General features: G+C 67.1%; 24 protein-coding genes. 15 read left to right on the forward strand and 9 right to left on the reverse strand.

Features of this window, described 5'->3' with window-relative positions:
• Position 1: 1 nt before the first annotated feature.
• Both ACW18B_RS04010 and ACW18B_RS04015 read left to right on the forward strand, forming a co-directional pair.
• Positions 2-3,595: an ABC transporter permease/M1 family aminopeptidase gene (locus ACW18B_RS04010; RefSeq protein WP_492049750.1), complete on the forward strand. Its 3,594-nt coding sequence runs from the start codon at positions 2-4 to the stop codon at positions 3,593-3,595.
• A complete protein-coding gene (locus ACW18B_RS04015) occupies positions 3,592-4,020 on the forward strand; it encodes a PaaI family thioesterase (RefSeq protein ID WP_492049752.1) in 429 nt (142 codons plus the stop codon). The genes ACW18B_RS04010 and ACW18B_RS04015 overlap by 4 nt, the downstream gene beginning before the upstream one ends.
• Positions 4,021-4,189: 169 nt before the next feature.
• Here the strand turns inward: ACW18B_RS04015 and ACW18B_RS04020 are convergent, their stop codons facing one another.
• A complete protein-coding gene (locus tag ACW18B_RS04020) occupies positions 4,190-4,789 on the reverse strand; it encodes a DUF4142 domain-containing protein (protein WP_492049754.1) in 600 nt (199 codons plus the stop codon).
• A 123-nt stretch (positions 4,790-4,912) separates the two neighbouring features.
• Between ACW18B_RS04020 and ACW18B_RS04025 the strand changes: the two genes are divergently transcribed.
• Positions 4,913-6,109 (forward strand): CaiB/BaiF CoA transferase family protein, encoded by a 1,197-nt coding sequence (locus ACW18B_RS04025; protein ID WP_492049756.1) that lies wholly within the window; start codon positions 4,913-4,915, stop codon positions 6,107-6,109.
• On the opposite strand, the gene ACW18B_RS04030 is transcribed toward ACW18B_RS04025, so the two are convergent.
• A complete protein-coding gene (locus tag ACW18B_RS04030; RefSeq protein ID WP_492049758.1) occupies positions 6,106-8,040 on the reverse strand; it encodes an HWE histidine kinase domain-containing protein in 1,935 nt (644 codons plus the stop codon). The genes ACW18B_RS04025 and ACW18B_RS04030 overlap by 4 nt on opposite strands.
• A gap of 161 nt (positions 8,041-8,201) precedes the next feature.
• On the opposite strand from ACW18B_RS04030, the gene ACW18B_RS04035 reads away from it, so the two are divergent.
• The 3 genes from ACW18B_RS04035 (at position 8,202) to ACW18B_RS04045 (ending at position 9,631) form a co-directional block, all read left to right on the forward strand.
• Entirely contained in the window at positions 8,202-8,552 is a 351-nt protein-coding gene (locus ACW18B_RS04035) for a hypothetical protein (RefSeq protein WP_492049759.1), read from the forward strand.
• Between the two features lie 17 nt (positions 8,553-8,569).
• Positions 8,570-8,944: a hypothetical protein gene (locus tag ACW18B_RS04040; RefSeq protein WP_492049761.1), complete on the forward strand. Its 375-nt coding sequence runs from the start codon at positions 8,570-8,572 to the stop codon at positions 8,942-8,944.
• A 63-nt stretch (positions 8,945-9,007) separates the two neighbouring features.
• On the forward strand, positions 9,008-9,631 hold the full coding sequence (locus ACW18B_RS04045) for a superoxide dismutase (protein ID WP_492049763.1): 624 nt from the start codon (positions 9,008-9,010) through the stop codon (positions 9,629-9,631).
• A gap of 43 nt (positions 9,632-9,674) precedes the next feature.
• On the opposite strand, the gene ACW18B_RS04050 is transcribed toward ACW18B_RS04045, so the two are convergent.
• Positions 9,675-10,478 (reverse strand): metallophosphoesterase family protein, encoded by an 804-nt coding sequence (locus tag ACW18B_RS04050; protein ID WP_492049765.1) that lies wholly within the window; start codon positions 10,476-10,478, stop codon positions 9,675-9,677.
• Positions 10,475-11,326 carry a diacylglycerol/lipid kinase family protein gene (locus tag ACW18B_RS04055; RefSeq protein WP_492049766.1) on the reverse strand — a complete coding sequence of 284 codons (852 nt, stop codon included), beginning with the start codon at positions 11,324-11,326 and terminating at the stop codon, positions 10,475-10,477. The genes ACW18B_RS04050 and ACW18B_RS04055 overlap by 4 nt, the downstream gene beginning before the upstream one ends.
• A 121-nt stretch (positions 11,327-11,447) precedes the next feature.
• On the opposite strand from ACW18B_RS04055, the gene ACW18B_RS04060 reads away from it, so the two are divergent.
• From ACW18B_RS04060 to ACW18B_RS04070, 3 genes are all read left to right on the forward strand, one after another.
• Positions 11,448-11,792, forward strand: a complete 345-nt coding sequence (locus ACW18B_RS04060; protein ID WP_492049768.1) for a YMGG-like glycine zipper-containing protein — start codon at positions 11,448-11,450, stop codon at positions 11,790-11,792.
• An 83-nt stretch (positions 11,793-11,875) separates the two neighbouring features.
• Positions 11,876-12,331, forward strand: coding sequence for an OmpA family protein (locus ACW18B_RS04065; RefSeq protein WP_492049769.1), 456 nt, complete (start codon positions 11,876-11,878; stop codon positions 12,329-12,331).
• Between the two features lie 499 nt (positions 12,332-12,830).
• Complete coding sequence (locus ACW18B_RS04070) at positions 12,831-13,097, forward strand: hypothetical protein (RefSeq protein WP_492049770.1); 267 nt, start codon at positions 12,831-12,833, stop codon at positions 13,095-13,097.
• 187 nt (positions 13,098-13,284) lie between these two features.
• Here ACW18B_RS04070 and phyR read toward each other — a convergent pair whose 3' ends face one another.
• Positions 13,285-14,088 carry an anti-anti sigma factor/receiver protein PhyR gene (phyR, locus tag ACW18B_RS04075; protein WP_492049772.1) on the reverse strand — a complete coding sequence of 268 codons (804 nt, stop codon included), beginning with the start codon at positions 14,086-14,088 and terminating at the stop codon, positions 13,285-13,287.
• Positions 14,089-14,315: 227 nt separating this feature from the next.
• On the opposite strand from phyR, the gene nepR reads away from it, so the two are divergent.
• The 4 genes from nepR (at position 14,316) to ACW18B_RS04095 (ending at position 17,022) form a co-directional block, all read left to right on the forward strand.
• A complete protein-coding gene (gene nepR / locus ACW18B_RS04080; protein WP_492051868.1) occupies positions 14,316-14,510 on the forward strand; it encodes an anti-sigma T factor NepR in 195 nt (64 codons plus the stop codon).
• A gap of 2 nt (positions 14,511-14,512) precedes the next feature.
• Positions 14,513-15,118 (forward strand): sigma-70 family RNA polymerase sigma factor, encoded by a 606-nt coding sequence (locus ACW18B_RS04085; protein WP_492049774.1) that lies wholly within the window; start codon positions 14,513-14,515, stop codon positions 15,116-15,118.
• Positions 15,115-16,815 (forward strand): sensor histidine kinase PhyK, encoded by a 1,701-nt coding sequence (gene phyK / locus ACW18B_RS04090; protein WP_492049776.1) that lies wholly within the window; start codon positions 15,115-15,117, stop codon positions 16,813-16,815. Before ACW18B_RS04085 ends, phyK begins: the two co-directional genes overlap by 4 nt.
• Before the next feature lie 66 nt (positions 16,816-16,881).
• Positions 16,882-17,022, forward strand: a complete 141-nt coding sequence (locus ACW18B_RS04095; protein WP_492051869.1) for an entericidin A/B family lipoprotein — start codon at positions 16,882-16,884, stop codon at positions 17,020-17,022.
• Between the two features lie 115 nt (positions 17,023-17,137).
• Here the strand turns inward: ACW18B_RS04095 and ACW18B_RS04100 are convergent, their stop codons facing one another.
• From ACW18B_RS04100 to chpT, 3 genes are all read right to left on the reverse strand, one after another.
• Positions 17,138-17,968, reverse strand: a complete 831-nt coding sequence (locus ACW18B_RS04100) for a CheR family methyltransferase (RefSeq protein ID WP_492049778.1) — start codon at positions 17,966-17,968, stop codon at positions 17,138-17,140.
• Positions 17,965-18,342, reverse strand: a complete 378-nt coding sequence (locus ACW18B_RS04105; protein ID WP_492049780.1) for a response regulator — start codon at positions 18,340-18,342, stop codon at positions 17,965-17,967. The genes ACW18B_RS04100 and ACW18B_RS04105 overlap by 4 nt, the downstream gene beginning before the upstream one ends.
• 83 nt (positions 18,343-18,425) lie before the next feature.
• Positions 18,426-19,103: a histidine phosphotransferase ChpT gene (gene chpT, locus ACW18B_RS04110; protein WP_492049781.1), complete on the reverse strand. Its 678-nt coding sequence runs from the start codon at positions 19,101-19,103 to the stop codon at positions 18,426-18,428.
• 66 nt (positions 19,104-19,169) lie between these two features.
• Between chpT and ACW18B_RS04115 the strand changes: the two genes are divergently transcribed.
• Together ACW18B_RS04115 and cysQ are read left to right on the forward strand one after the other, a co-directional pair.
• Positions 19,170-19,355 (forward strand): DUF3553 domain-containing protein, encoded by a 186-nt coding sequence (locus tag ACW18B_RS04115; RefSeq protein WP_492049783.1) that lies wholly within the window; start codon positions 19,170-19,172, stop codon positions 19,353-19,355.
• A gap of 14 nt (positions 19,356-19,369) precedes the next feature.
• Positions 19,370-20,182: a 3'(2'),5'-bisphosphate nucleotidase CysQ gene (gene cysQ, locus ACW18B_RS04120; protein ID WP_492049785.1), complete on the forward strand. Its 813-nt coding sequence runs from the start codon at positions 19,370-19,372 to the stop codon at positions 20,180-20,182.
• A 90-nt stretch (positions 20,183-20,272) separates the two neighbouring features.
• On the opposite strand, the gene ACW18B_RS04125 is transcribed toward cysQ, so the two are convergent.
• Positions 20,273-21,154 carry an EamA family transporter gene (locus ACW18B_RS04125; protein WP_492049786.1) on the reverse strand — a complete coding sequence of 294 codons (882 nt, stop codon included), beginning with the start codon at positions 21,152-21,154 and terminating at the stop codon, positions 20,273-20,275.
• Between the last annotated feature and the right edge of the window lie 28 nt (positions 21,155-21,182).

Genomic DNA, 21,182 nt, shown 5'->3' on the forward strand with positions numbered 1-21,182 from the left:
GATGTTTCGCAAGATCGCGGGCTTCGAGCTCCGCTACCAGCTGAAGTCGCCCGTGTTCTGGGTGGTGGCGGTGATCTTTTTCCTGCTGACCTTCGGCGCGGCGACCATCGACCAGATCCGCATCGGCGGCGGCGGCTCGATCCACAAGAACGCCCCGTTCGCGATCGCCCAGACCCACCTGATCCTGTCGATCTTCTATATGTTCGTGACCACGGCCTTTGTGGCCAATGTGGTGGTGCGCGACGACGAGACCGGATTCGGGCCGATCCTGCGCTCCACCCGGATCCGCAAGTTCGACTATCTGTACGGCCGGTTCACGGGCGCGTTCCTGGCCGCCGCCATCTCGTTTCTGGCCGTGCCGCTGGCGATCTTCATCGGCTCGTTCATGCCTTGGATCGATCCCGAGCGGCTCGGGCCCAATATCCTCGAAGCCTATCTGTTCTCGTATTTCGCCCTGGCCCTGCCCTCGATCTTCCTGACCTCGGCGATCTTCTTCGCCCTGGCCACCGTGACCCGCTCGATGATGTGGACCTATGTCGGCGTCATCGCCTTCCTGGTGATGTTCATTGTCGCGGGCATCGCTCTGGACCGTCCCGAGTTCGAGAAGGGCGCGGCGATCTGGGAGCCGCTGGGCACCGCCGCCTATGGCCTGGTGACCAAGTACTGGACGGCCACCGAGCGCAACACCCTGACCCCGCCGCTGGCCGGCGTGCTGCTGTGGAACCGGGTGTTCTGCCTGGCCGTGGCCTCGGCCTTTCTGGTCGGGGCCTATTGGCTGTTCAGGACGCAGTCGGCCGACCTGGCCGGCGACCGCAAGCTCAAAACGCCCAAGGCCGACGCGCCGCTTCCGATCGAGATCCTGCCGGCCGTCCCGTCGGGTCCGATCGTTCCGCGCTACGACCGTCGGACCGCCTGGGCCCAGCTGGCGGCCCGCACCCGGCTCGACATGGGCCAGGTGTTCAAGAGCCCGGCCTATTTCGTGCTGCTGTTCCTGGGCCTGGCCAACGCCATGGGTTCCCTGTGGTTTGCGACCGAGGCCGGACGCTATGGCGGGGTGATCTATCCGGTCACCCGCATGTTGCTGACGCCGCTGATGGGGTCGTTCGGTCTGATCCCGATGATCATCGCCATCTATTATTCGGGCGAACTGGTCTGGCGCGAGCGCGAGCGCAAGACCCACGAGATCATCGACGCCACTCCTGTGCCCGACTGGGCCTTTGTGGGCCCCAAGACCCTGGCCATTTCGCTGGTGCTGATCTCGACCCTGCTGGTCAGCGTGCTGGCCGCGATCATTAGCCAGCTGGCCCACGGCTACACCCATCTGGAGCTGAACAAGTACCTGCTCTGGTACGTCCTGCCGCAATCGGTGGACTGGATCCTGCTGGCGGTGCTGGCGGTGTTCCTGCAGGCGATCAGCCCGCACAAGTTCATCGGCTGGGGGCTGATGGTGATCTACATCGTCGCCACCCTGACGTTCACCAACCTCGGCTTTGAGCACAAGCTCTACAATTACGGGGCCGTGATTGACACGCCCTTTTCCGACATGAACGGCCAGGGCCGGTTCTGGATCGGGGCCTGGTGGCTGCGGCTCTACTGGAGCGCTTTTGCGGTGGTGCTGACGGTGCTGGCCTATGGCCTGTGGCGGCGCGGGACCGAGACCCGGCTGTGGCCGCGCCTTGCGCGTCTGCCGCGGCGGATGACCGGCAAGGCCGGCGCGACCCTGGCCATCGCCCTGACGGTGTTCGCCGCCTCGGGCGTGTTCATCTTCATCAACACCAATGTCTGGAACGCCTATCGCACCAGCATCGACAACGAGACATGGCAGGCCGACTACGAAAAGACCCTGCTGCCGTTCGAGAACACGCCCCAGCCCAAGATCGTCTCGATGATGCTGGACGTGGATCTCTATCCCGACGAACCGCGCATCGACACGCGCGGGGCCTATGTGATCGAGAACAAGACCAACCAGCCGCTCCGCGAAATCCACGTGCGGTTCGACCGCGATCTCAGCGTCAAGGCGTTGTCGATCCAGGGCGCGCGCTCGAAAAAGACCTATGAGGCGTTCAACTACCGGATCTTCGCTTTCGACACGCCGATGCTGCCGGGCGAGCGGCGCAGGATGAGTTTCATCACCCAGCGCGCCCAGAGGGGCTTTCCCAACAGCGGCGGCGAAACCCAGATCGTCGCCAACGGGACTTTCATCAACAATCTGGCGATCGCCCCGATCCTGGGGATGGCCCGCGACGGTCTGCTGAAGGACCGCGCCAAGCGTCGCAAATATGGCCTGCCGGCCGAGCGCCGCATGGCCGGTCTGGGCGATGTCCCGTCCCGGCAGTTCAACGGCCTGCGCAAGGACGCCGACTGGGTGTCGTCGGACATCACCGTCACCACCGTGGCCGACCAGACGCCGATCGCGCCGGGCTACAAGGTCTCCGACGTGGTCAAGGCCGATCGCCGCACCGCCCGCTTCGTCACCGAGGCCCCGATCCAGGCCTTCGTCTCGATCCAGTCGGCGCGCTACCAGGTCAGCCGCGAAGCCTACAAGGGCGTGGATCTGGCGGTCTATTATGACGCCCAGCATCCCTGGAACATCGACCGCATGAAGGGGGCGATGAAGGCCTCGCTCGACTATATGTCGGCCGAGTTCAGCCCCTACCAGTTCCGGCAGCTGCGGTTCCAGGAGTTCCCCGACTACGCCCAGTTCGCCCAGTCGTTCGCCAATACGATTCCGTGGTCTGAGGGGCTGTTCTTCATCTCCGACTACCGCGACCCCGAGAAGATCGACATGGTCACCTATGTCGGCGCGCACGAGATCGGTCACCAGTGGTGGGCCCATCAGGTGATCGGCGCCGACCAGCAGGGGGGCGCCATGCTGAGCGAGACCCTGGCCCAGTATTCAGCCTTGATGGTGATGAAGCGGATGTATGGCGAGAGCCAGATCCGCAAGTTCCTGAAGTTTGAGCTCGATAGCTATCTGCGGGCGCGGGGCGGCGATCCGCTTGAGGAGCAGCCGCTCTACAAGGTCGAGGAGCAGCCCTATGTCTATTATCGCAAGGGCTCGCTGGTCATGTACCGGCTGCAGAGCGAGATCGGCGAGGCGGCGGTCAACCGCGCCCTGCGCAAGCTGATCGCCGCTCACGCCTTCAAGGGCGCGCCCTATCCGACCACCCTGGACTTCATGGCCGCCATCCGCGCCGAGGCCCCGGCCGACAAGCAGGCCCTGATCACCGACCTGTTCGAGAAGATCACCCTCTACGACCTCAAGACCAAGACGGCCTCGGTCAGGAAACGCGCCGACGGCCGCTTTGACGTGGCGGTGACGATCGAGGCCCGGAAGATGTACGCCGACGGCAAGGGCAAGGAGACCCCGGCGGCGCTGAACGAGGTGATGGATATCGGCCTGTTCACCGCCGAGCCGGGCAAGAAGGACTTCAAGGCCGGCAATGTGGTGCTGTACGCGCGCCGCCCGATCCGCTCGGGCGTCCAGACCCTGACCTTCACGGTCGACAGGGCGCCGCGCTGGGCCGGGATTGATCCCTACAACACCGTCATCGACCGCAATGGCGACGACAACACCGTCAAGGTCGGCGGATGAGCGAGGGCGGCGTCATCCGGATGGACGCCGAGGCGCTGAACGCCTTCTTGCGGCGCGCCTTTCCGGAGGGGGATCCGGCGCAGATGCCGTCGATCATCGAGGTTGAGGAAGGGCGGGCCTTGCTGAAACTGCCCTATGCCAGCCGCCAGCTCCGGCCCGGCGGGGTGATCTCGGGCCCCACCCTGATGAGCTTGGCCGACACGGTGGCCTATGCCGTCATCCTGGCCCATATCGGCGAGGTGGCCATGGCGGTGACGACCTCGCTGACCATTCATTTCCTGCGGGGCTGCAAGCCCGGCGATCTCTATGCCGAGGCCAGCCTGCTCAAGCTCGGCCGTCGCATCGCGACGGCCGATATCCTGATGTGGACCGAATCGCGCGAGCGCGCCGCCGCCAAGGCGACGGTCGCCTACGCGATTCCTTAGAGTCCAATCTCACCTTCAACGCCCCAAAACCTTGTCATCCCGGCTGTAGCGAAGCGGAACGCCGGGACCCAGGGGCCACTGCGATGCGGCTGCCCCTGGGTCCCGGACAGCCTCTGCGAGGCTTCCGGGATGACAAGTGATGGGATGCAGGAAGTTCAGATGTTTTGGGTTAGTTCACGAAGCCGTTCTTCAGGCCTTCGGCCATGTTCAGGTGCTCCTGGACGGTCGGGGCGATACCGGCGGCGTAGGTCTTGATGGCCGGGGTGTCGCCGTCCTGGGCGTAGCGTTGCAGCAGGTTCAGGGCCGCCTGATGGGCGTCGACCTGGCTGTCGGCATAGGCCTTGTCAAAGTCCTTGTCGTCGGCCTTGGTCAGGTCGTCGAGCATGGCCTGCTTGTCCGAGGACAGGGTCGTGGGCAGGGTGATGACTGCGCTCGAGGCGGCGATGGCGGCCTTCAGACCTTCGGTGCTCAGGGTGTGGGCGGTCTGAATCTTCTTGGCGAAGGCCTTGACCTCGGCGTTGGTCGAACGCTTCAGGGCCAGCTTGGCGGCCTCGACCTCGAACAGGTCGCTGTCGGCGGCCTTCATCGCAAAGACGTCGGCCTTGGTTTCATCGGCCATGGTCGGGATGGTGGCGGCGGGGTTGGCGTCCGGCGTGGCGGCCTGTTCGGTCGGAGTCGCCGCGCCCTTGGTTTCTTCGGTCTTCGGACCGCAGGCGACGAGGCTGAGGGCGGCGAAGGCGGCGCCGACGAGAAGAATGTTGCGGGTCATGGCTGTGTTTCCCTGCGCGTTTTTTCTGGAAGGTCTAGGTTCGGGTGCGGCGTCGCGCGGCGCCGTATGACAGACAAAACATCACAGGGCCGTGATCGGTTCCGAGACTTTTGGGAGATCGACATGGCGCCACCGCCTCTGACCGGACTGCGGGTCATTGAAATGGGCTCCCTGATCGCCGGTCCGTTCTGCGGTCAGATTCTCGGCGATTTCGGCGCCGAGGTGATCAAGCTGGAGGATCCCAAGGCGGGCGATCCGATGCGCCAGTGGGGCCGCACCAAGCCCAAGGGCCACTCGCCCTGGTGGCCGGTGATCGGCCGCAACAAGAAGTCTGTGACCCTGGATCTGCGCACCGACGAGGGGCGTCAGATCGCCCGCGACCTGATCGCCAAGGCCGATGTGGTGGTCGAGAATTTCCGGCCCGGCACGATGGAGGCCTGGGGTCTGGGCTATGAGGCGTTGTCGGCGGTCAATCCGGGTCTGGTGATGGCGCGGGTGTCGGGCTTCGGCCAGACCGGCCCCTACTCGCACCGCGCCGGCTACGCCCTGGTCGGCGAAGCGATGGGCGGCCTGCGGCACATCACCGGCGAGCCCGATCGCAATCCGGCCCGGGCGGGGATCTCGATCGGCGACAGTCTGTCGGGCCTCAACGCCGCCCTGGGGGTGATGATGTCGCTGCACAACCGCCAGCGCACTGGTCGGGGCCAGGTGGTGGATGCGGCGATCTATGAGAGCGTGCTGACGGTGATGGAAAACCTGATCACCGAATATGATCTGACCGGCTATGTCCGCGAACGCTCGGGGGCGGTCCTGCCCGGCATCGCGCCGTCGAATGTCTATCCCACCAAGAGCGGCGAGCTGATCCTGATCGGCGCCAATCAGGACACGCTGTTTCGGCGGCTCTGCGATCTGATGGGCCGGCCAGACCTGGCCGATGATGAGCGCTATCGCGATCATGCGGCGCGGGGCGCCCATCAGGCCGAGCTGGACGCCCGCATCGCGGCCTGGACGGCGGACCACGCGATCGAGACCCTGCTGCCGCAGCTGGAGTCAGCAGGCATCGCCACGGGACGGATCTATCGCGCGCCCGACATGCTGACCGATCCGCAGTTCATCGCCCGCGAGTCGATCGTCACCGTGCCCCATCCGGTGTTTGGCGAGGTGAAGATGCAGAACGCCTTTCCGCGCCTGTCGGAAACCCCGGGCGGGGTGCGCTGGCCCGGTCCGGCTCTCGGCGAACACACCGACGCCGTGCTGCGCGAGGTGGCCGGGCTCACCGACGATGCGATCGCCGACCTGAGGGCCCGCAAGGTGCTCTAGTGCCGACCCGTCACGTCGGCGATGGCGCGGGCGATCTGGTGGACATTGTAGGGCTTGCGGACGATGGGCGCGTCAAAGCCCATCGGGGCCGCCTTGTCGGCATAGCCGGTGGCGAACACGAAGGGCCGCCCCTGCTGGCGCAGGATCTCGGCCACCGGAGCGACCGACTGGCCGTTGAGGTCGGCGTCCAGCACCGCCACGTCGAAGGTCTGGTCCAGCATCGCCAGGGCCTCGCTCAGTTCGGCGGCGCAGCCCACCACCACGACACCGGCGTCTTCCAGGCCCGACTCCAGTTCCAGGGCCAGCAGCAGGGAGTCCTCGACGATCAGCACCCGCAGGCCGGCGATCGCGCCGGGCCGAACCGTCTCGTCGGCGGCGATCAGGGTCTCGACGATCCGTTCCGCCGCGACCTGGGCGGGCTCGGGCGGCGGTCCGTCGGCCAGGGCCTGGGGTGCGGCCTGGATCAGGGCGCTGACGCCGCCGCGCTTGTAGTCGATGCGGGCCTGGCCGCCGAGCTCGCGCCCGACCACGTCCTCGATCAGGGTGGCCCCAAAACCCCGCTTGCTCGGCTCGGTGGCGGGCGGGCCGCCGGTCTCCAGCCATTCCAGCGCGAAACCGCCGTCGGGTGAACGACGCCACACCACCTCGACCTTGCCGTTCTCGGTGGAAAGCGCCCCGAACTTCACGGCATTGACGGCCAGTTCATGCAAGGTCAGCGACAGGGCCGAGGCCGCGCGTGGGGTGAGAAACAGTTCCGGGCCGTCCCAGCGGGTCTGGGTGGGGGCCAGACCGCCCAGTTCGGCGGCGGCGATTCGCGCCAGGGTTGCGCCGCGCCAGCGCGCGGCGCTGAGCAGATCGTGCGCCGAGCTCATCGATTTCAGCCGACCGGCGAAGGTCTTGAGGAACACATCCAGCGAGGACGACTTGCGGGCCGATTGGGCGGCCACGGACTGGACGACGGCCAGCAGGTTCTTGATGCGGTGGTCCAGCTCGGCCAGCAGGCTTTCGCGTTGTTCGTCCTGTTGCTTGCGATCGGTGATGTCCTGGATCACGCCGATCAGCTGGGTGGGCTTGTCGTTCTCGTCCAGCCGCATCACGCCGGCGGCGCGGTGCCAGCGGATCCGTCCGTTCTCATCAGGAATGCTGCGGAATTCGACCTCGTATCGACCGTTCTTCCGCAGCTCCTGGTCAACGGTGCGCTGAATTTCCTCGCGCTCGTCGGCGTGGACATAGGGAAACAGAGCCTGACCGTCCTCCGCCGGGATCACGCCTTCGGGCAGGTCGGTGATCCTGGCCAGTCGCGGGCTGATCCGATAGATGTCGCGGGCCCGGTCCCATTCAAACTCGCCCATTCGGGCCGCGCCGATGGCCAGGGCCAGGCGCTCGCTGTCCAGATTGGGCGTGTTGCCGATGGGAGGAGAGGGGGGCGCGTCGCGCAGCATCTCCTCCATAGCCAGGGCCGCCAGATCGGCCAGGACCTGACGATCGGCGCTGATCGACGGGCGGGGAGTGGGATCCTCGACGATCAGCAGGCCGACCACCTCACCGGCCGGGGCGATGACCGGGGCGCAGGCCAGGAATCCGTCCCGAGCCACAGAGAGGTCGGCCAGGCGAGGATCGGTCCGGGCGTTCTGACTGATCAGGGGCGCGCCCAGATGAATGACCAGGTTCGCGACCGAGCCTGCCCGAGGCGTCGCGGGATCCGGCGCTGGACAGCCGAAGCCGGCCTTCAGTCGCAGCTGGGTCTCGTCGATCAAGACGAGCGAAGCGCTCGCCGCGCCGAAATGGCTGGCCGCCAGGCGAACGATTCGCGCGAACCGGGGGTCTTCTATGGGGGCCTTGATCACCTTGAGCGCCCGGACAGCGCGCAATCTGGCGGCTTCCTTGTCAACGTCTGGCGCGAAATGGGGATCGTCCATAATCCGGACCATAGACCCGCTTCGCGTCAGGCGCGAGTGCCGATCACGATTCTGCTGTGGTGAAGCTCGAACGCCCACGCTAATGTGGAACCGGTCAGCACGCCTCCGCGTTGACCGGTACAACAGCGCCGCCAGCCGGCCCTTTCAGCGGCCTCGCGAATTCGGAGAACACCATGGCTTCCAATGTTTTGAAGACCGCCGCTAAGGACGCCGAAAATCTGAAGGCCGCCGCCGTTTCCGGGGCTGAACAGGCCGAACACAAGTTCGTCGAGGCCGCCCACGCCGCCAAGGTTTCGCTGGCGGAAGCCGCCAAGCGCGTCGAGAAGTCGGTCGCTGAGGGCCTCGATACGCTGCGCGCCCAGAGCCGCACCTATACCGACACCGCCGGCGAACAACTGGACGAAGCCCAGCGCTACGTCACCGAGCGCGTCCGCGAGCGCCCGCTGACCGCCACCCTCGCCGGGCTGGGCGTTGGCGTCCTCATCGGGCTGCTGATCGCGGGCAACCGCAGCTCCAACCGGTGATTTTCGAAAGAACCCTGATGACGCTCGCAGCGGCGGCGGCCATAGCGGCCGCCGCCGCTGTCGGCGTGTTCGCCGCCGCGTTTGCGCTTTTCGCCGTCGTCGCGACCCGGCTGGGTCCGGCCGGCGCCGCTGCCGTGGTCGCGGGCGTAGCCGCCTTGATCGTGGCGATCGCCGGCTTCCTCGCCGCCCGCAAGGCGGACCATCGCCAGGCGCCGTACAGCCCGGCGCAAGATTCCTTCGGCTTTGCCGAAAAGATCGTCGAGATCGTCAAGGATCGACCGCTGATCTCGATCGGCGCGGCCCTGGCCGCCGGTGTCTTCGCCCTGAAGAACCCGACCCTGACGGCGGCTGTCGCCAAGGCGTTTATGGAAACCCGGCAACCGCCTCGGTAAGTCCAAGTTTCAACTGAGCGTTCCCGCCCTCCTCCGTGGGGAACGCCATGCCATGGAGTGAGCATGTACACCCTGCCCGAGCTTCCCTACGCCTATGAGGCGCTTGAGCCGACCGTTTCGGCCAACACTCTGCACTTCCACCACGACAAGCACCACGCCGCCTATGTCACGGCCCTGAACGGCCTGCTGAACGGCGACGACAAGGGCTCGCTGGAAGAGGTCATCAAGACCGCCAGCCCGGGCAAGGTGTTCAACAACGCCGCCCAGGCCTGGAACCACGCCTTCTTCTGGGACGCCATGAGCCCCGCCAAGACGGCGCCGGGCGCCGATCTGGCCGCCGCGATCACCGAGGCCTTTGGCGACATGGCCGCCCTGAAGACCGCCTTCGTCACCGAGGGCGTCGGTCACTTCGCTTCCGGCTGGGTGTGGCTGGTCGCCGAGGGCGGCAAGCTGAAGGTGATCTCGACCCATGACGCGGCCACCACCGTCACCCAGGCCGGCGTTACGCCGCTGCTGGTCTGCGACGTCTGGGAACACGCCTATTATCTGGATCATCAGAACAACCGGAAGGGCTTCCTGGAAGCCTGGTTCGACGGTCTGGCCAACTGGACCCTGGCCGACAGCCAGTTCGCCGCCGCCAAGGGCGCGGGCAAGGCCTGGGCCTATCCGGCCCCGACCGCCGGCTAAGGACGGGCTGAGGCGGTGCGGCCAAGGCCGCGCCGCCGAGCCTTCAGACCGGGCGGCGATCGACCGCCCAGCTGCGCCAGACGGTGAAGTCGGTTCCGCCGAACGCCATGGCCGTGACCCGGATTTCAGTCGGGTCGATCTCTATGACATTGAAGCTGGGCGGGGATCCGCGTTCGCGCACCGACAGGGTGCCCGACACCGCCGCCACCGTCTTGCCGTCTCCGAAAGGATAGGGTTCGACGAACGGCGTGTGGATATGTCCTGACAGCACCAGGTCCGCCCCCGCCACGGCCAGGCGGGCCGCCCCGCGCGGGCCGCCATGCACCCGGCCCGTCATCGGCTCGCCGAGCAGTTCGATGAGCGGGTGATGGCACACCACCACACGTGCATCGCCAGCGGGCGCGGCCTGGATCTGATCAATCAGCCAGTCGACCTGATCCTGCGCGATGGCGCCTTTTGACCAGTTCATCCGCCACTGGGCCCGCCGGGCCGTGTTGATCGTAAAGACCGAGACGCCCGGCGCGCGCCAGACGACGCGACTGGCCGGGCCAAACCGGGCTTCATAACGTCGCCACGGCGCGATCAGGCGCTCGACGATCTCTCCGGGACCCAGGAACGGCGTATCGTGATTGCCCGGGGTGGTCAGTTGCGGCCTGGGCGCCCGATCCAGCCACGCGCGGGCGGCGTCGAACTCCGCCACAGCGCCGTCTCGGGTCAGGTCGCCGGCGGCCACCACAAGATCCGGGCGTTCGGCCTCGAAACACGCCAGGGCCGCCTCGGTCGCCGCGACATTCTCGCCGCCGAAATGCAGGTCGGAAACCTGGATGATCTTGATCGGGCGGGTCAATCCGGCAGGACCACGGCGCGGAAAGCCTTGGGACGGAAACGGATCTGGACCTCGGGATCCATTCGCATCGGCTCGCCGTCAAGAATGGCGGGGATCCGCCCATTGGTCCACACATTGCCCACACGGCACCGCTCGACACTGACCGAGGGGTCGTTGCGCCAGTCTCCGGTGATGGCGGTGACGCCCAGGCGGAAGATCTCCACGGCGTTGGACGGATCCAGCGCCGCGGCCTCCAGCGCCCGTTCGTTCTCGTCCAGGGCCGAGGACACCAGCGGGCACATCAGGCTCAGGGCCTCGGTCTTCTGTTTGGGGCGCCCGTCGAGGGAGAACCGCAGTCGGCCGGAAAAGGTCTGTCGAAAGGCGCGCTGGGCGCGCAGGACCATCAGGCGCAGCTTGCCCGCCCGGGCGGCCTCGCGCGCATCGGCCCAAAGGGCGGGGTTGCCCAGAATGGCGGCGACGAAGAACAGGCGTCCGCCGACCTCGCCTCCGGAGACCATGCGCGGCGTTCCCTCCGTCAGGCAGGCGACCATGGCCTCGGGCCAGGACCGATCGCCATAGAAGGCGCGAGGCAGCATGTTCATGGTTCCGCCGGGCAGGGGCGCGATCGGTGGACCGTCGGGCCCCGACATCTCGGCGGCGGCGCGGGCGGTGCCATCGCCGGCGAGGACGAACACCGCGTCGGGGTTGGAATCGATCGCCGTGCGCAGACAGGCCTGCAGCTCGCCCTCGCCGGGCGTGTGCACGGTTCCGGTGACGCCGTGTTCGGCGAGAAGACGCTCCGCCAGGGCGGGCGCATCCGGACCCACTGAACCGGAGGCGATATTGGCTATGATTTCGACGCGCCGCACGGTGGCCCCTTCGTTCTATTCTGCTCCACGGGCTAACGGCCAAGCTTTTGGGGAGTTCCGCCGGAACCTTGAATAGCGTCGGCCGTTAGCCAGAGCGGGACAGCTCGATAGGAGAGCCACAATGAAAATGACCATGATCGCGCTGATGGGCGTGGGACTGATGGCCACGGCCTGCACGTCGACAGGCAATGTTGAGCGCAACGCCGCCGGCGGCGCAGCGATCGGCGCGCTCGCGGGCGCGGTGATCGGCAATAATGTCGGCAGCGGCGATGCGGGAACCGGCGCAGCGATCGGCGCCGCCATCGGCGGCACGGCCGGCGCGGTAAAGGGTTGCCGTGAAGACGGCGGCTGCGGCGCCAGCGCCAACATCAACAAGCGCCAGTATTATGATGAGCGGGCCGGTCGCTATTACTACTACGACTCCCGCAGCGGCCGTTATTTCTGGGAGGACGGTCGTCCGCGCTAGCGGCACGATCGCGCCATCAAAGGGAAGGGGCGGCCGACGATTGTCGGTCGCCCCTTCGCACGTCTGGGAAGTGGTGAGGCGACATGACGATGAAGATGACGGCGGTGGCCCTGGGCGCCGGCTTGATGCTTGCGGGCTGCGCTTCTGCGCCCTGGCGGCCGGGCCGCACCGCGATGGAGGCGACATCGGCCCCCTGCGCCGATTTCAAGGTCTCGATCTATTTCGAGCGCGACGAGACGCAGGTCACGCGCGAGGCGAGATCGGTTCTGGCCGCCGCCGCCGCCCAGGCCAAACGCTGCGTTGTCAACGAGGTCCGCGTGGTCGGATTGGCCGATTCCATCGGCGCGCCGGGCGTCAATCTGGAGATTTCCAGGCGTCGGGCCCAATCGGTGATCAGCGTCCTGACCAAGGCCGGCATCGCCCGGGTGGAGTTTGATCTCTTCGCCGTGGGCGAGGCGGGCGCCACCCGCCCGTCAGGCGCTGCTGCGCCGCTGCGTCGCCGCGCCGATATCGCCTTTTCGCTCAGCGCTCGGCCCTGACGCCGGCGCGCAGGCCGAGTCGCGCGCGGCATTCTCGGTGCGCCTTCAGGTCATCGAATTTGGGGGGGGTGCGGAGGCGGCAGGCCGGCTTGCGCCGGCCTCAAGTCGGGGGGGCGTCGCCGCCTCCGCAGATTGTAAACGCGATCACCGAAGGACGGTTCCCGCATGACGGGATTATTTTGTCGAGGTCGGGCTGGAGCGGCCTGAAGCCGGGTTCAGGGAACATCGACGTTCCGCGCACGTTCTTTCCATGACGGTCGAGCGGGCCGTTATCGACTGGAGGGCGCGTCGTGATCCGAAGCTATCAAGCTGGCCATGGCGGTACTGTTTTTTTCGCGACCCCGACCCGGCGCCAGAGAGCGGCCAGGCAACGGGTCCTTGCGCTGACGGTGATTGTGGCGGTGGCCGCTTCCGCGGGCGTCGTTCAAGCGTTCACCGCCCGGCCCATGCCGATCGAGATGATCTCGCCCGCCCAGACCTCGTACTGAAGGAGAGCGACATGCCCGCCGATACCCATGATCCGGCCCCGCAACTGAATGCGACCCGCGCTCGACAGGGCCGCCGGGGCAAGCCGGTCGTCTGGATTCTCGTGATCTCGACCGTCTTGACCGCCATCGTCCTGTTTGGGGCCTGGGGCTTCCGCGCCAATGATCTGGCCTCGGTTGAGCATAATAACGGCCCGAAAACCGCGGCGGAGGCGAACCGCTACAGCACCGAGCAGACTCCTGTTCGCCAGGCCCCCGTCGGTCAACCGCCAGAGGGCTAAAGCATCGTGCGGAAGAGTGGACGCCGGCCTTCCGCAAAACCGATACGAAAACAAAAACCTGGAGCAAGGCGCGTGAGTCCGATTTCACGCGCCTTGCTCTAGGCCCTCGGTCAGGCGTGAAATGACCCACGAAAAACGGCCGCCCGATGGGGCGGCCGTTCGGCGTTTCAGGCTATGGGCCGTCTAATTAGGCCGCCTTGCGGGTCTTCCGGGGATGGAAGAACAGCGCCTGGCCGATCGCCGCCTTCACCGTTTCCGGCTGGAAAGGCTTGGTGATCAGGAAGGTGGGCTCAGGGCGCTCGCCGGTCAGGAGGCGCTCAGGGAAGGCGGTGATGAAGATCACCGGCACATCCAGGCGAGCCAGGATGTCCTTGACCGCATCAATGCCCGAAGAGCCATCGGCCAGCTGGATATCGGCCAGCACCAGGCCGGGCGTCTTGCGATTGACCGCTTCGATCGCTTCGCCGCGGGTGGCGGCGATGTCGGTGACCTCATGGCCCAGTTCGCGCACCAGGGCCTCGATATCGGCGGCGATCACCGGTTCGTCCTCGATGATCAGGACGTCGGTGGCCAGTTCGGCGTCGATTTCGGTCTGGGCCTCGGCGATCAGACGTTCGATGTCGCCGAATTCGCAGGCCAGGATCTGGGCGGCCTCGGTCGGGGTGAAACCCTCCAGAGCCGTCAGCAGGAAGGCCTGACGCGACCGCGGCGCAATCCGCATCAAGCGCTCGGTGGCGTCGTCGCCGGCCGATCCGCCTTCCGACTCGCGCCGGGCCTCAAGCTGGGCGCCGGTCGAAAGCCAGATGGCGTGGAAAACCCGATACAAGGCGACGCGCGGCGACAGGTCGGCGTCGAGCGAATGCTCGCCGGCCGCCACGGCTTCAAGCGCCACCCGCACATAATGGTCCCCGGTGGACTGATCCCCGGTCAGGGCGCGGGCGTAGCGACGAACGTAAGGCAGATGCGGCGCCAGCCGAGCAAGTAAACTCATGACCCCTCCCGATGCGGTGTCTGTATGAAAAACGCGATCTGAGGCCCAAGCTGGGCCATGCGATCAGGCTGTTAAACGCCGTCTTGGCGATGCGGTTCCGCCGATCGCAGAATTTTGCCATTCTATGCCCAAGCTTCGGGAACCCCATACGGAAATCCGCGTTGTCATCTCGCAAAGAAACATTCGGCCAAAGGGGGCGGGCGCTGCGTTATACCGGCGTCGAGGACATGATCGAACACGTACCCATGGAAGATCACCGCAAAGGCGCCCCGGCGCTCGACGAAGCCCGTCTGCGCCAGCAGGCAATCGGCGTGAAGCTGCGTCAGATGTTCGACGAGGTCGTCAATGAGGCGGTCCCGGACGAATTCCTTGAAATTCTCCGTAAGGCCGACAAGGCCGACAAGGCCGGAGGCGAGGACTGAACATGGCGGAGACCCAGGTTGGCCGTTCGCCGTTCGATCCGCAGCGCGACAATGTTTTCAAGCGCGAGCTTGTGACGCTGATTCCGCATCTGCGGGCCTTCGCCCGCACCTTGACCGGCGACGCCACCGCCGCCGACGATCTGGCGCAGGACGCCATGATGAAGGCTTGGGACGCGCGCGCCAGCTTCCAGCTGGGCACCAACATGAAGGCCTGGACCTTCATGATCCTGCGCAATCAGTTCTATTCCGAGAAGCGCCGTTCGTGGCGCCAGAGCCAGCTGGACCAGGACGCCGCCGAGCGGACCCTGGTCGCTGTCGATGATCCTGAGGCCCCGGTCGCCCTCGACGAGCTTCGTCTGGGTCTGGGCATGCTGCCGCCCGAGCAACGCGAAGCCCTGATCCTCGTTGGAGCCGGCGGGTTCGCCTATGAAGAAGCCGCCGCCATCTGTGGCTGCGCCGTTGGGACCGTGAAGAGCCGCGTCAGTCGGGCGCGGCGGGCGCTGCAGGCGATCCTCGAGGCGGGGGCCTATGATCGGGACGGTCGTTCAGCGAGCGATGCGATGGGTTCTATCCTGGCCGACGCGGAGCGACTGAGCTCTCTGCGGTGAAGCCTTTCAGGGCCCGGGGGGCGGGCGCCCTAACCTCGATTCGTGTTCGGCTGGCGGCAGCGCTGTGTGTCGCGCTGCTGCCTGTCCTGATTCTGGGCGGCCTGCAGACCGTGTTTGCGTTCCGCGCCGAGGCGGAGTTGCGTCAACAGACCCTCGAACGCGCCGCCGAGCAAAGCGCGGCGATCGCCCGGGCGCGAATCGAGGCGGCCGATGTTCTGTTGCAGACCCTCGGCCCCGGTTCGGTGGGGCTGGAGTGCGCCCAGAGGCTGGCCGATGTGCGCGACCGTCTTCAAGGCTACGCCAATCTGATCCGGTTCGACGCGCGCGGCCGGCTGGCATGCGCGGCGGGGACCACCCCGCCCGATCCGCAGCGCGCGTCGCGCCCCTGGTTTCAAGCCCTGGCCGCCGGGGCGCATGGGACCGTGGCCAGCGCCCCCGGCGCGGTCTATGCGACCGAACCGTCCGTGCTGGCCGCCGTTCGCGCCGACGGTGTCGGGGGGCGGTTTGACGGCGCCATGGTCGCGGTGTTGAGCCTGCGCAGCCTGCGTCTGGAAACGGCCAGCCGATTCATGCCCGACGGCGCCGAGATCGCTCTGGCCGACTCGCGCGGCGTGGTCTTCGCGGCCACCGAGGCCAGCGCCTTCAACACCACCCCTCCAGGTTGGCGCGCCAAGGTCGTTCAGCGCGGCGCCGTGCTGTGGTCGGGCAAGGATCGGCAGGGCCGCCAAAGAAGCTATTCGGCCGCCTCCCTGACCCAGAAGAACGAGGTGATCGTGTTGCTCTCGGCCCCCTCGCCCGGCCTGATGTCCTGGGCGTGGATCAATCCGATCTCCCGCCTTGTCTTGCCGCTGCTGTCCTTCGCTCTGGCCCTGGGCGCCGTGCTGTACGCCGCCGAACATGCGGTGATCCGCTGGATCATCTATTTGCAGCGCGTCGCGGCGATTTATGCGCGCGGCCGTTTCACGGTTCGACCGCTGCAGGCCGAGCGCGCGCCGCCGGAAATCCGCGAACTGGCCGCCACGCTCGACGACATGGCCGCCGCCATCGTCGCGCGCGACGCCTCGCTGATGGACTCCCTGGCGGAGAAGGACGCGCTGATGCGCGAGATCCATCACCGCGTGAAGAACAATCTGCAGATCATCACCTCGCTGCTGAACATGCAGCAGCGGGCCCTGACCGATCCCGCGGCGAAGGCCGCGATGAACGACACCCGCCAGCGCATCACCGCCCTGGCCCAGATCTATCGCGCCCTCTATCAGGGACCAGACCTCAAGCGCGTCGACCTGCGGCCCTTCCTGGAGGAGCTGACCGCCCAGCTGCTGGCCGGCGACGCCTCGGCCGCAGGGTCGGTGCGCACCGAGGTGCACGCCGACCCGCTGGTCATCGATCCTGACCGTCTCGCGCCGATCGCCCTGTTCGCGGTCGAGGCCATCACCAACGCCCAGAAACATGCCTTCGGCGAGCGGGGCGGGCTGTTGTCGGTGAACTTCGCTGTGCGGGGCGAGGTGGCCGAGCTGTCCATTGGCGACACTGGCCCCGGCGCCGTCGAGAGCCGGGCCATGGGGGTGGGGCGCACCCTGATGAACGCTTTCGCCCGCCAACTTCGCGGCAAGGTGACCTTCGAGGCCAGTGAAAGTGGCGGCCTTTTGGTGCGGCTGGTTTTTCCAACACCGCAGGCGCCCGGATCCGGAACCTAGAGTGCGTGGAGGCGTTCCCTCAGCGAACAGCTCTACCGGGCCACAAGGCCCTAACCCTCGGAGACCATCATGCGCAAATTGATCATTCTGGCCGCGATCGCCGCCAGCCTGTCCGTCACGGCCTGCAACACCGTGGCCGGCGCCGGCAAGGACGTCTCCTCGGCCGGCAAGGCTGTGACGGATACGGCCCAAGACGCCAAGAACTAGTCTGGCTCTGGAGTCAGAAAAGCGCCCGCCGGTTTCGATCGGCGGGCGTTGTCATGTCTGGACCGCAGGACTTTCCTGAGCGGTGTGAAAGACCTATCGGGTCGGAAAGGCGGCCCTAGGCTGCGGCTTCCTGGGCGGCGGGACCACGGATGAAAACGCCCGGCGTGTCGCTGTCCTGCAGCAGGGTGGTCGCGGAGCCGGTCAGCGGGTCGTCGGGGCTCAGGACCAGAACACCGCCCTCGGCCAGGCGCGCGACCAGGTTTTCAAGGATCCGGCCGTGCAGCGACGCGTCGAGATCGCCCAGAACGTGGCGCAACAGGATGACCTCGAACTTGCCCAGGGCTGTCAGGTCGCTGAGCAGGTTGATCCGCTTCCAGCGCACCGCCTGGCGGATGCGCGGCGAGATCTCCCAGGTGTCGTCCTGACCGTCGAAATGCTTGACCAGCTGCTGGATCGGCAGGCCGCGCTGGACCTCGAACTGGGTGTAGAGGCCGCTCTGGGCCTTTTCCAGACAGCGTTCCGACAGGTCGGAACCGAAGAATTCGAACTTGGCGCCCGGCTCGACGTCGCGGCTTTCGCCCGCCGCCATGGCCAGGGAATAGATTTCCTGCCCGGTCGAGCAGGCGGCGCTCCAGACGCGGATCGGCTGGTCGCGGCGGGTCTTGGACGCGTTGGGCAACACCGTGTCGCGCAGATGGGCGAAGACCTCGCGGTCGCGGAAGAAGCTGGTGTCGTTGAAGGTCAGGGCCTCAACGATCGCCCAGATCAGGCGCTCCTCGCGCTTGGCCCGCAGGGTGGCGAGCAGGGCCTCGATCGAGTCGAAACCCTCGCGGCGGGCCAGGGGCGCCAGACGGCTTTCGACGACATAGGTCTTGTCGACGTCAATCCTCAGGCCGGCGCGGGCGCGGCCCAGGGCGGCCAGCAGGTCCATGTCTTCAGGTGTCACAGCAGGCCCGCCTCGGCGAACTTCGCCGCGATGATCTCACCGTCAAACGGCTTCATGATATATTCGTTGGCGCCGGCCTCGAGGGCGGCGCGGATGTGATCGACATTGTTCTCGACGGTGCAGAACACCACGGTCGGGGCGTCGCCGCCGGGTTCGGTGCGCAATTGGCGCAGGAATTCGATGCCGTTCATCACCGGCATGTTCCAGTCCAGCAGCACGGCGTCAGGCATGGCGGCGCGACACCACGCGAGGGCCTCCATGCCATCGGCGGCCTCGGCGATTTCGAAGCCGATGTCCTCGAGGACTCGGCGGGCGACCTTTCGGATCACCCGGCTGTCGTCAACCACGAGACAGGTCTTCACGGTGCGCTCCACTCCAAGGCGCCCATCGTCGGGCGCCGAGGTTAAGGAGCGATGAGTTTAGGGCGCGTGACGGGCGTTTTCCCGGCGAAAAGGATTCAGGCCGGAACCCAGGCGGCTAGGCTGATGCGGTCTTCGCCGGTTTCGACGCCGATCTGGCCGCCGGCCGCCCGCACGACGGCGTGCAGATAGGCCGCCTGCACCCACGGGCCGCCGAGACCCTCGGTCAGCGCCTCGCCTCGCAAGCCCGCCAGAACCTCGGGGCGCAACCGGGCGCGGGCGCCGATCGAATCCGAGGTGATCAGGAAGCGGTCGCCCGCCGTGACGCCCTTCAGGGTGGCCACGCCGCCGGCCGGCAGGGCGCTGGCGGCCAGCTGGGCGATATTGAGAATGACCCTGGCCGAGGGCTTGTTCATGGCGCGCGGCTCGATGTCCCAGACCATTTCCGGACGCACATGGGCGAACACGCCCTGGGCCAGCTTTTCCAGCTCGCGGGAGTCGAAATCCTCGGCCGAGGCCGAGGCGCCGAAGGCCACCCGACAAAACTGCAGCAGGTCCGCCAGCTTGCGGGCCGACGAGGCGATCAGGCTCATGGCGTCTTCGCGCATGTCCTGGGCCGACGGGTCTTCCAGCAGATCCAGGCCCGAGACGATGGCGCTGGCCGGGCTGATGAAGTCGTGACACAGCCGCGCCGCCAGCATGGCGGCGAAGTCGGGCCCCTTGATGTCGGCGGCGGCGGCGGTCGGGGCGGGCTCGGAAGCGGGCATATCGGTCATGGGCGCGAACTCTGGCGTGATTTGAAGCTTTGGCAAACTGCGCAGGCGGCCTATCAGGAGCGCGTTATGGATCCGTTTCTCGAACCCGGCGTGCTCGTGCGTCATCCTGGCCAGCCCGACTGGGGTCTGGGACAGGTGCAATCCGTGATCGGCCATCGCGTCACCGTTAATTTTGAAGACGCCGGCAAGCAGATGATCGACGCGCAGCGCGTGACCCTGATCTTCGTCGGCGACGACCCGCGCGGGTCGTAGATGAGGGATCCCCGATGAGCGCTTCCGACCTGCCCCAGGCTGCCTTGCCCCTAGCTGCCCTGCCCCTGGCGGATTGGGGCCGCGCCCTGGTCGATATCTGCGAGGAAGCGGCCGTGGTCATCCTGCCGTTCTGGCAAACCGACCTGGCGGTGGCGCACAAGGCCGATTCCAGCCCGGTGACCGAGGCCGACAAGGCCGGCGAGCGGCTGATCCTGCAGCGGCTGGCGGCGGTGTTCCCCGAGGTTCCGGTGGTGTCGGAGGAAGACGCCAGCGAGTTCGGCGCGCCTGAAGACATCGGCCCGCGCTTTTTCCTGGTCGATCCCGTGGACGGCACCAAGGCCTTCGTGCGCGGCGATCCCAACTTCACGGTCAATATCGGCCTGATCGAGAACGGCGTCCCCGTCGCGGGCGCCATCGTCGCTCCGGCCACGGGCGAGGCCTGGTTCACCACGTCGGACGGCGTGCTCAAGCGCATGGCCCCGGGCGGCCCCGAGACGCCGGTGTCGGCGCGGGTCTGGCCGCAGGGTCAGGCCGTGGCTCTGGTCAGCCATACCCTCAAGGCAGAGCGGGCTGCGGAACTGACGGCGCAATACGGCTTTGACCTGCGCACGCCGATGGACAGCTCGATCAAGATGGTCCGCATCGCCGAGGGCTCGGCCGACATCTATCCGCGCCATGGCCCGACCATGGAGTGGGACACCGCCGCCGGTCACGCGATCCTGGTGGCGGCGGGCGGGACGTTCACCGCGCCTGACGGGTCGCCCTTCGTCTATGGCAAGGCCGACCAGGGTTTCCGCAACGGCTGGTTCGTGGCGCGGGGTCGCTGACACTGGCCCCCTCCGCGCTGACGCGCTCCGCTCCCATAGGGGGAAGATGAGTTCATCCGCCCCCTATGGGGGCGGATGACCGCGAAGCGGTCAGGTGGGGGCGAGGGGGTCCGCCTCACCCTCGTCCCCCGGCGTCGTCAGGATCGTTCCCGCCGAGGCGACGACGATCGCGGCGATGGCCAGGCCTTGCAGCGACGTCAGGCGCTCGCCCAGCATCAGCAGGCCGACCAGGGCCCCGACGGCCGGTTCGGCGCTGAGCAGCACGCCGAAACTGCGTTTGGGGATGCTCTTCAGGGCGATCATCTCCAGCGAATAGGGGATGGCGCTGGACAGCACCGCCACCCCCAGGCCCAGGGCCAGCAGTCCGGGCTGGAACAGACTGGCCTTGGCGGTCAGCAGGCCGATCGGGACCACGATCAGGGCGGCGGTGGTCATGCCCAGGGCCACGGTGCGGCCGGCGTGCAGATGGCCGGTGCGCTTGCCCAGAATGATGTACAGCGCCCACAGCACCGCCGCGGCGGCGGCGAAGCCGACGCCCACGGGGTCCAGAGCCCCGGCGCCGCCCTTCAACGGCAACAGCAGGCCAAGCCCCAGCACCGCCAGGGCGATCCAGACGAAGTGGATCAGCCGGCGCGAATGGATCAGGGCCAGGGTCAGGGGGCCGGTGAACTCGATGGCGATGGCCAGGCCCAGGGGAATGGTGCGCAGGGCCATGTAGAAACTGAGGTTCATCAGCCCCATCACCGCCCCGTACAGGGCCACGGCCTTCAGGTCGGCGCGGCTCAGCGGCGTGCGCCACGGCCGCCAGACGATCATCAGCAGCAGGGCCGAGAAGCCCACGCGATAGGCGCTGGTCCCCTGGGCGCCGATGATCGGGAACAGCGACTTGGCGAACGACGCGCCGACGCACACCGTCACGATCGCGCCCAGCAGGGCGGCGTAGGGGGTCAGGGATTTGGTGGGGGCGGCCATGGGGCCAGTCTTAGGGAACCTGGGGCGG

It is taken from the genome of Caulobacter sp. FV2ps19 (genome assembly GCF_058681035.1).

What these genes read in the sequence shown, in the direction of transcription:
- ACW18B_RS04030 (WP_492049758.1), bottom strand. Translation starts at nt 8,040, where the DNA reads ATGGTCCGGATTATGGACGATCCCCATTTCGCGCCAGACGTTGACAAG.
- ACW18B_RS04020 (WP_492049754.1), bottom strand. Translation starts at nt 4,789, where the DNA reads ATGACCCGCAACATTCTTCTCGTCGGCGCCGCCTTCGCCGCCCTCAGC.
- ACW18B_RS04040 (WP_492049761.1), top strand. Translation starts at nt 8,570, where the DNA reads ATGACGCTCGCAGCGGCGGCGGCCATAGCGGCCGCCGCCGCTGTCGGC.
- cysQ (WP_492049785.1), top strand. Translation starts at nt 19,370, where the DNA reads ATGAGCGCTTCCGACCTGCCCCAGGCTGCCTTGCCCCTAGCTGCCCTG.
- ACW18B_RS04070 (WP_492049770.1), top strand. Translation starts at nt 12,831, where the DNA reads ATGCCCGCCGATACCCATGATCCGGCCCCGCAACTGAATGCGACCCGC.
- ACW18B_RS04060 (WP_492049768.1), top strand. Translation starts at nt 11,448, where the DNA reads ATGAAAATGACCATGATCGCGCTGATGGGCGTGGGACTGATGGCCACG.
- ACW18B_RS04125 (WP_492049786.1), bottom strand. Translation starts at nt 21,154, where the DNA reads ATGGCCGCCCCCACCAAATCCCTGACCCCCTACGCCGCCCTGCTGGGC.
- nepR (WP_492051868.1), top strand. Translation starts at nt 14,316, where the DNA reads ATGATCGAACACGTACCCATGGAAGATCACCGCAAAGGCGCCCCGGCG.
- chpT (WP_492049781.1), bottom strand. Translation starts at nt 19,103, where the DNA reads ATGACCGATATGCCCGCTTCCGAGCCCGCCCCGACCGCCGCCGCCGCC.
- ACW18B_RS04035 (WP_492049759.1), top strand. Translation starts at nt 8,202, where the DNA reads ATGGCTTCCAATGTTTTGAAGACCGCCGCTAAGGACGCCGAAAATCTG.
- ACW18B_RS04015 (WP_492049752.1), top strand. Translation starts at nt 3,592, where the DNA reads ATGAGCGAGGGCGGCGTCATCCGGATGGACGCCGAGGCGCTGAACGCC.
- ACW18B_RS04010 (WP_492049750.1), top strand. Translation starts at nt 2, where the DNA reads ATGTTTCGCAAGATCGCGGGCTTCGAGCTCCGCTACCAGCTGAAGTCG.
- ACW18B_RS04065 (WP_492049769.1), top strand. Translation starts at nt 11,876, where the DNA reads ATGACGATGAAGATGACGGCGGTGGCCCTGGGCGCCGGCTTGATGCTT.
- ACW18B_RS04045 (WP_492049763.1), top strand. Translation starts at nt 9,008, where the DNA reads ATGTACACCCTGCCCGAGCTTCCCTACGCCTATGAGGCGCTTGAGCCG.
- phyR (WP_492049772.1), bottom strand. Translation starts at nt 14,088, where the DNA reads ATGAGTTTACTTGCTCGGCTGGCGCCGCATCTGCCTTACGTTCGTCGC.
- ACW18B_RS04025 (WP_492049756.1), top strand. Translation starts at nt 4,913, where the DNA reads ATGGCGCCACCGCCTCTGACCGGACTGCGGGTCATTGAAATGGGCTCC.
- ACW18B_RS04115 (WP_492049783.1), top strand. Translation starts at nt 19,170, where the DNA reads ATGGATCCGTTTCTCGAACCCGGCGTGCTCGTGCGTCATCCTGGCCAG.
- ACW18B_RS04085 (WP_492049774.1), top strand. Translation starts at nt 14,513, where the DNA reads ATGGCGGAGACCCAGGTTGGCCGTTCGCCGTTCGATCCGCAGCGCGAC.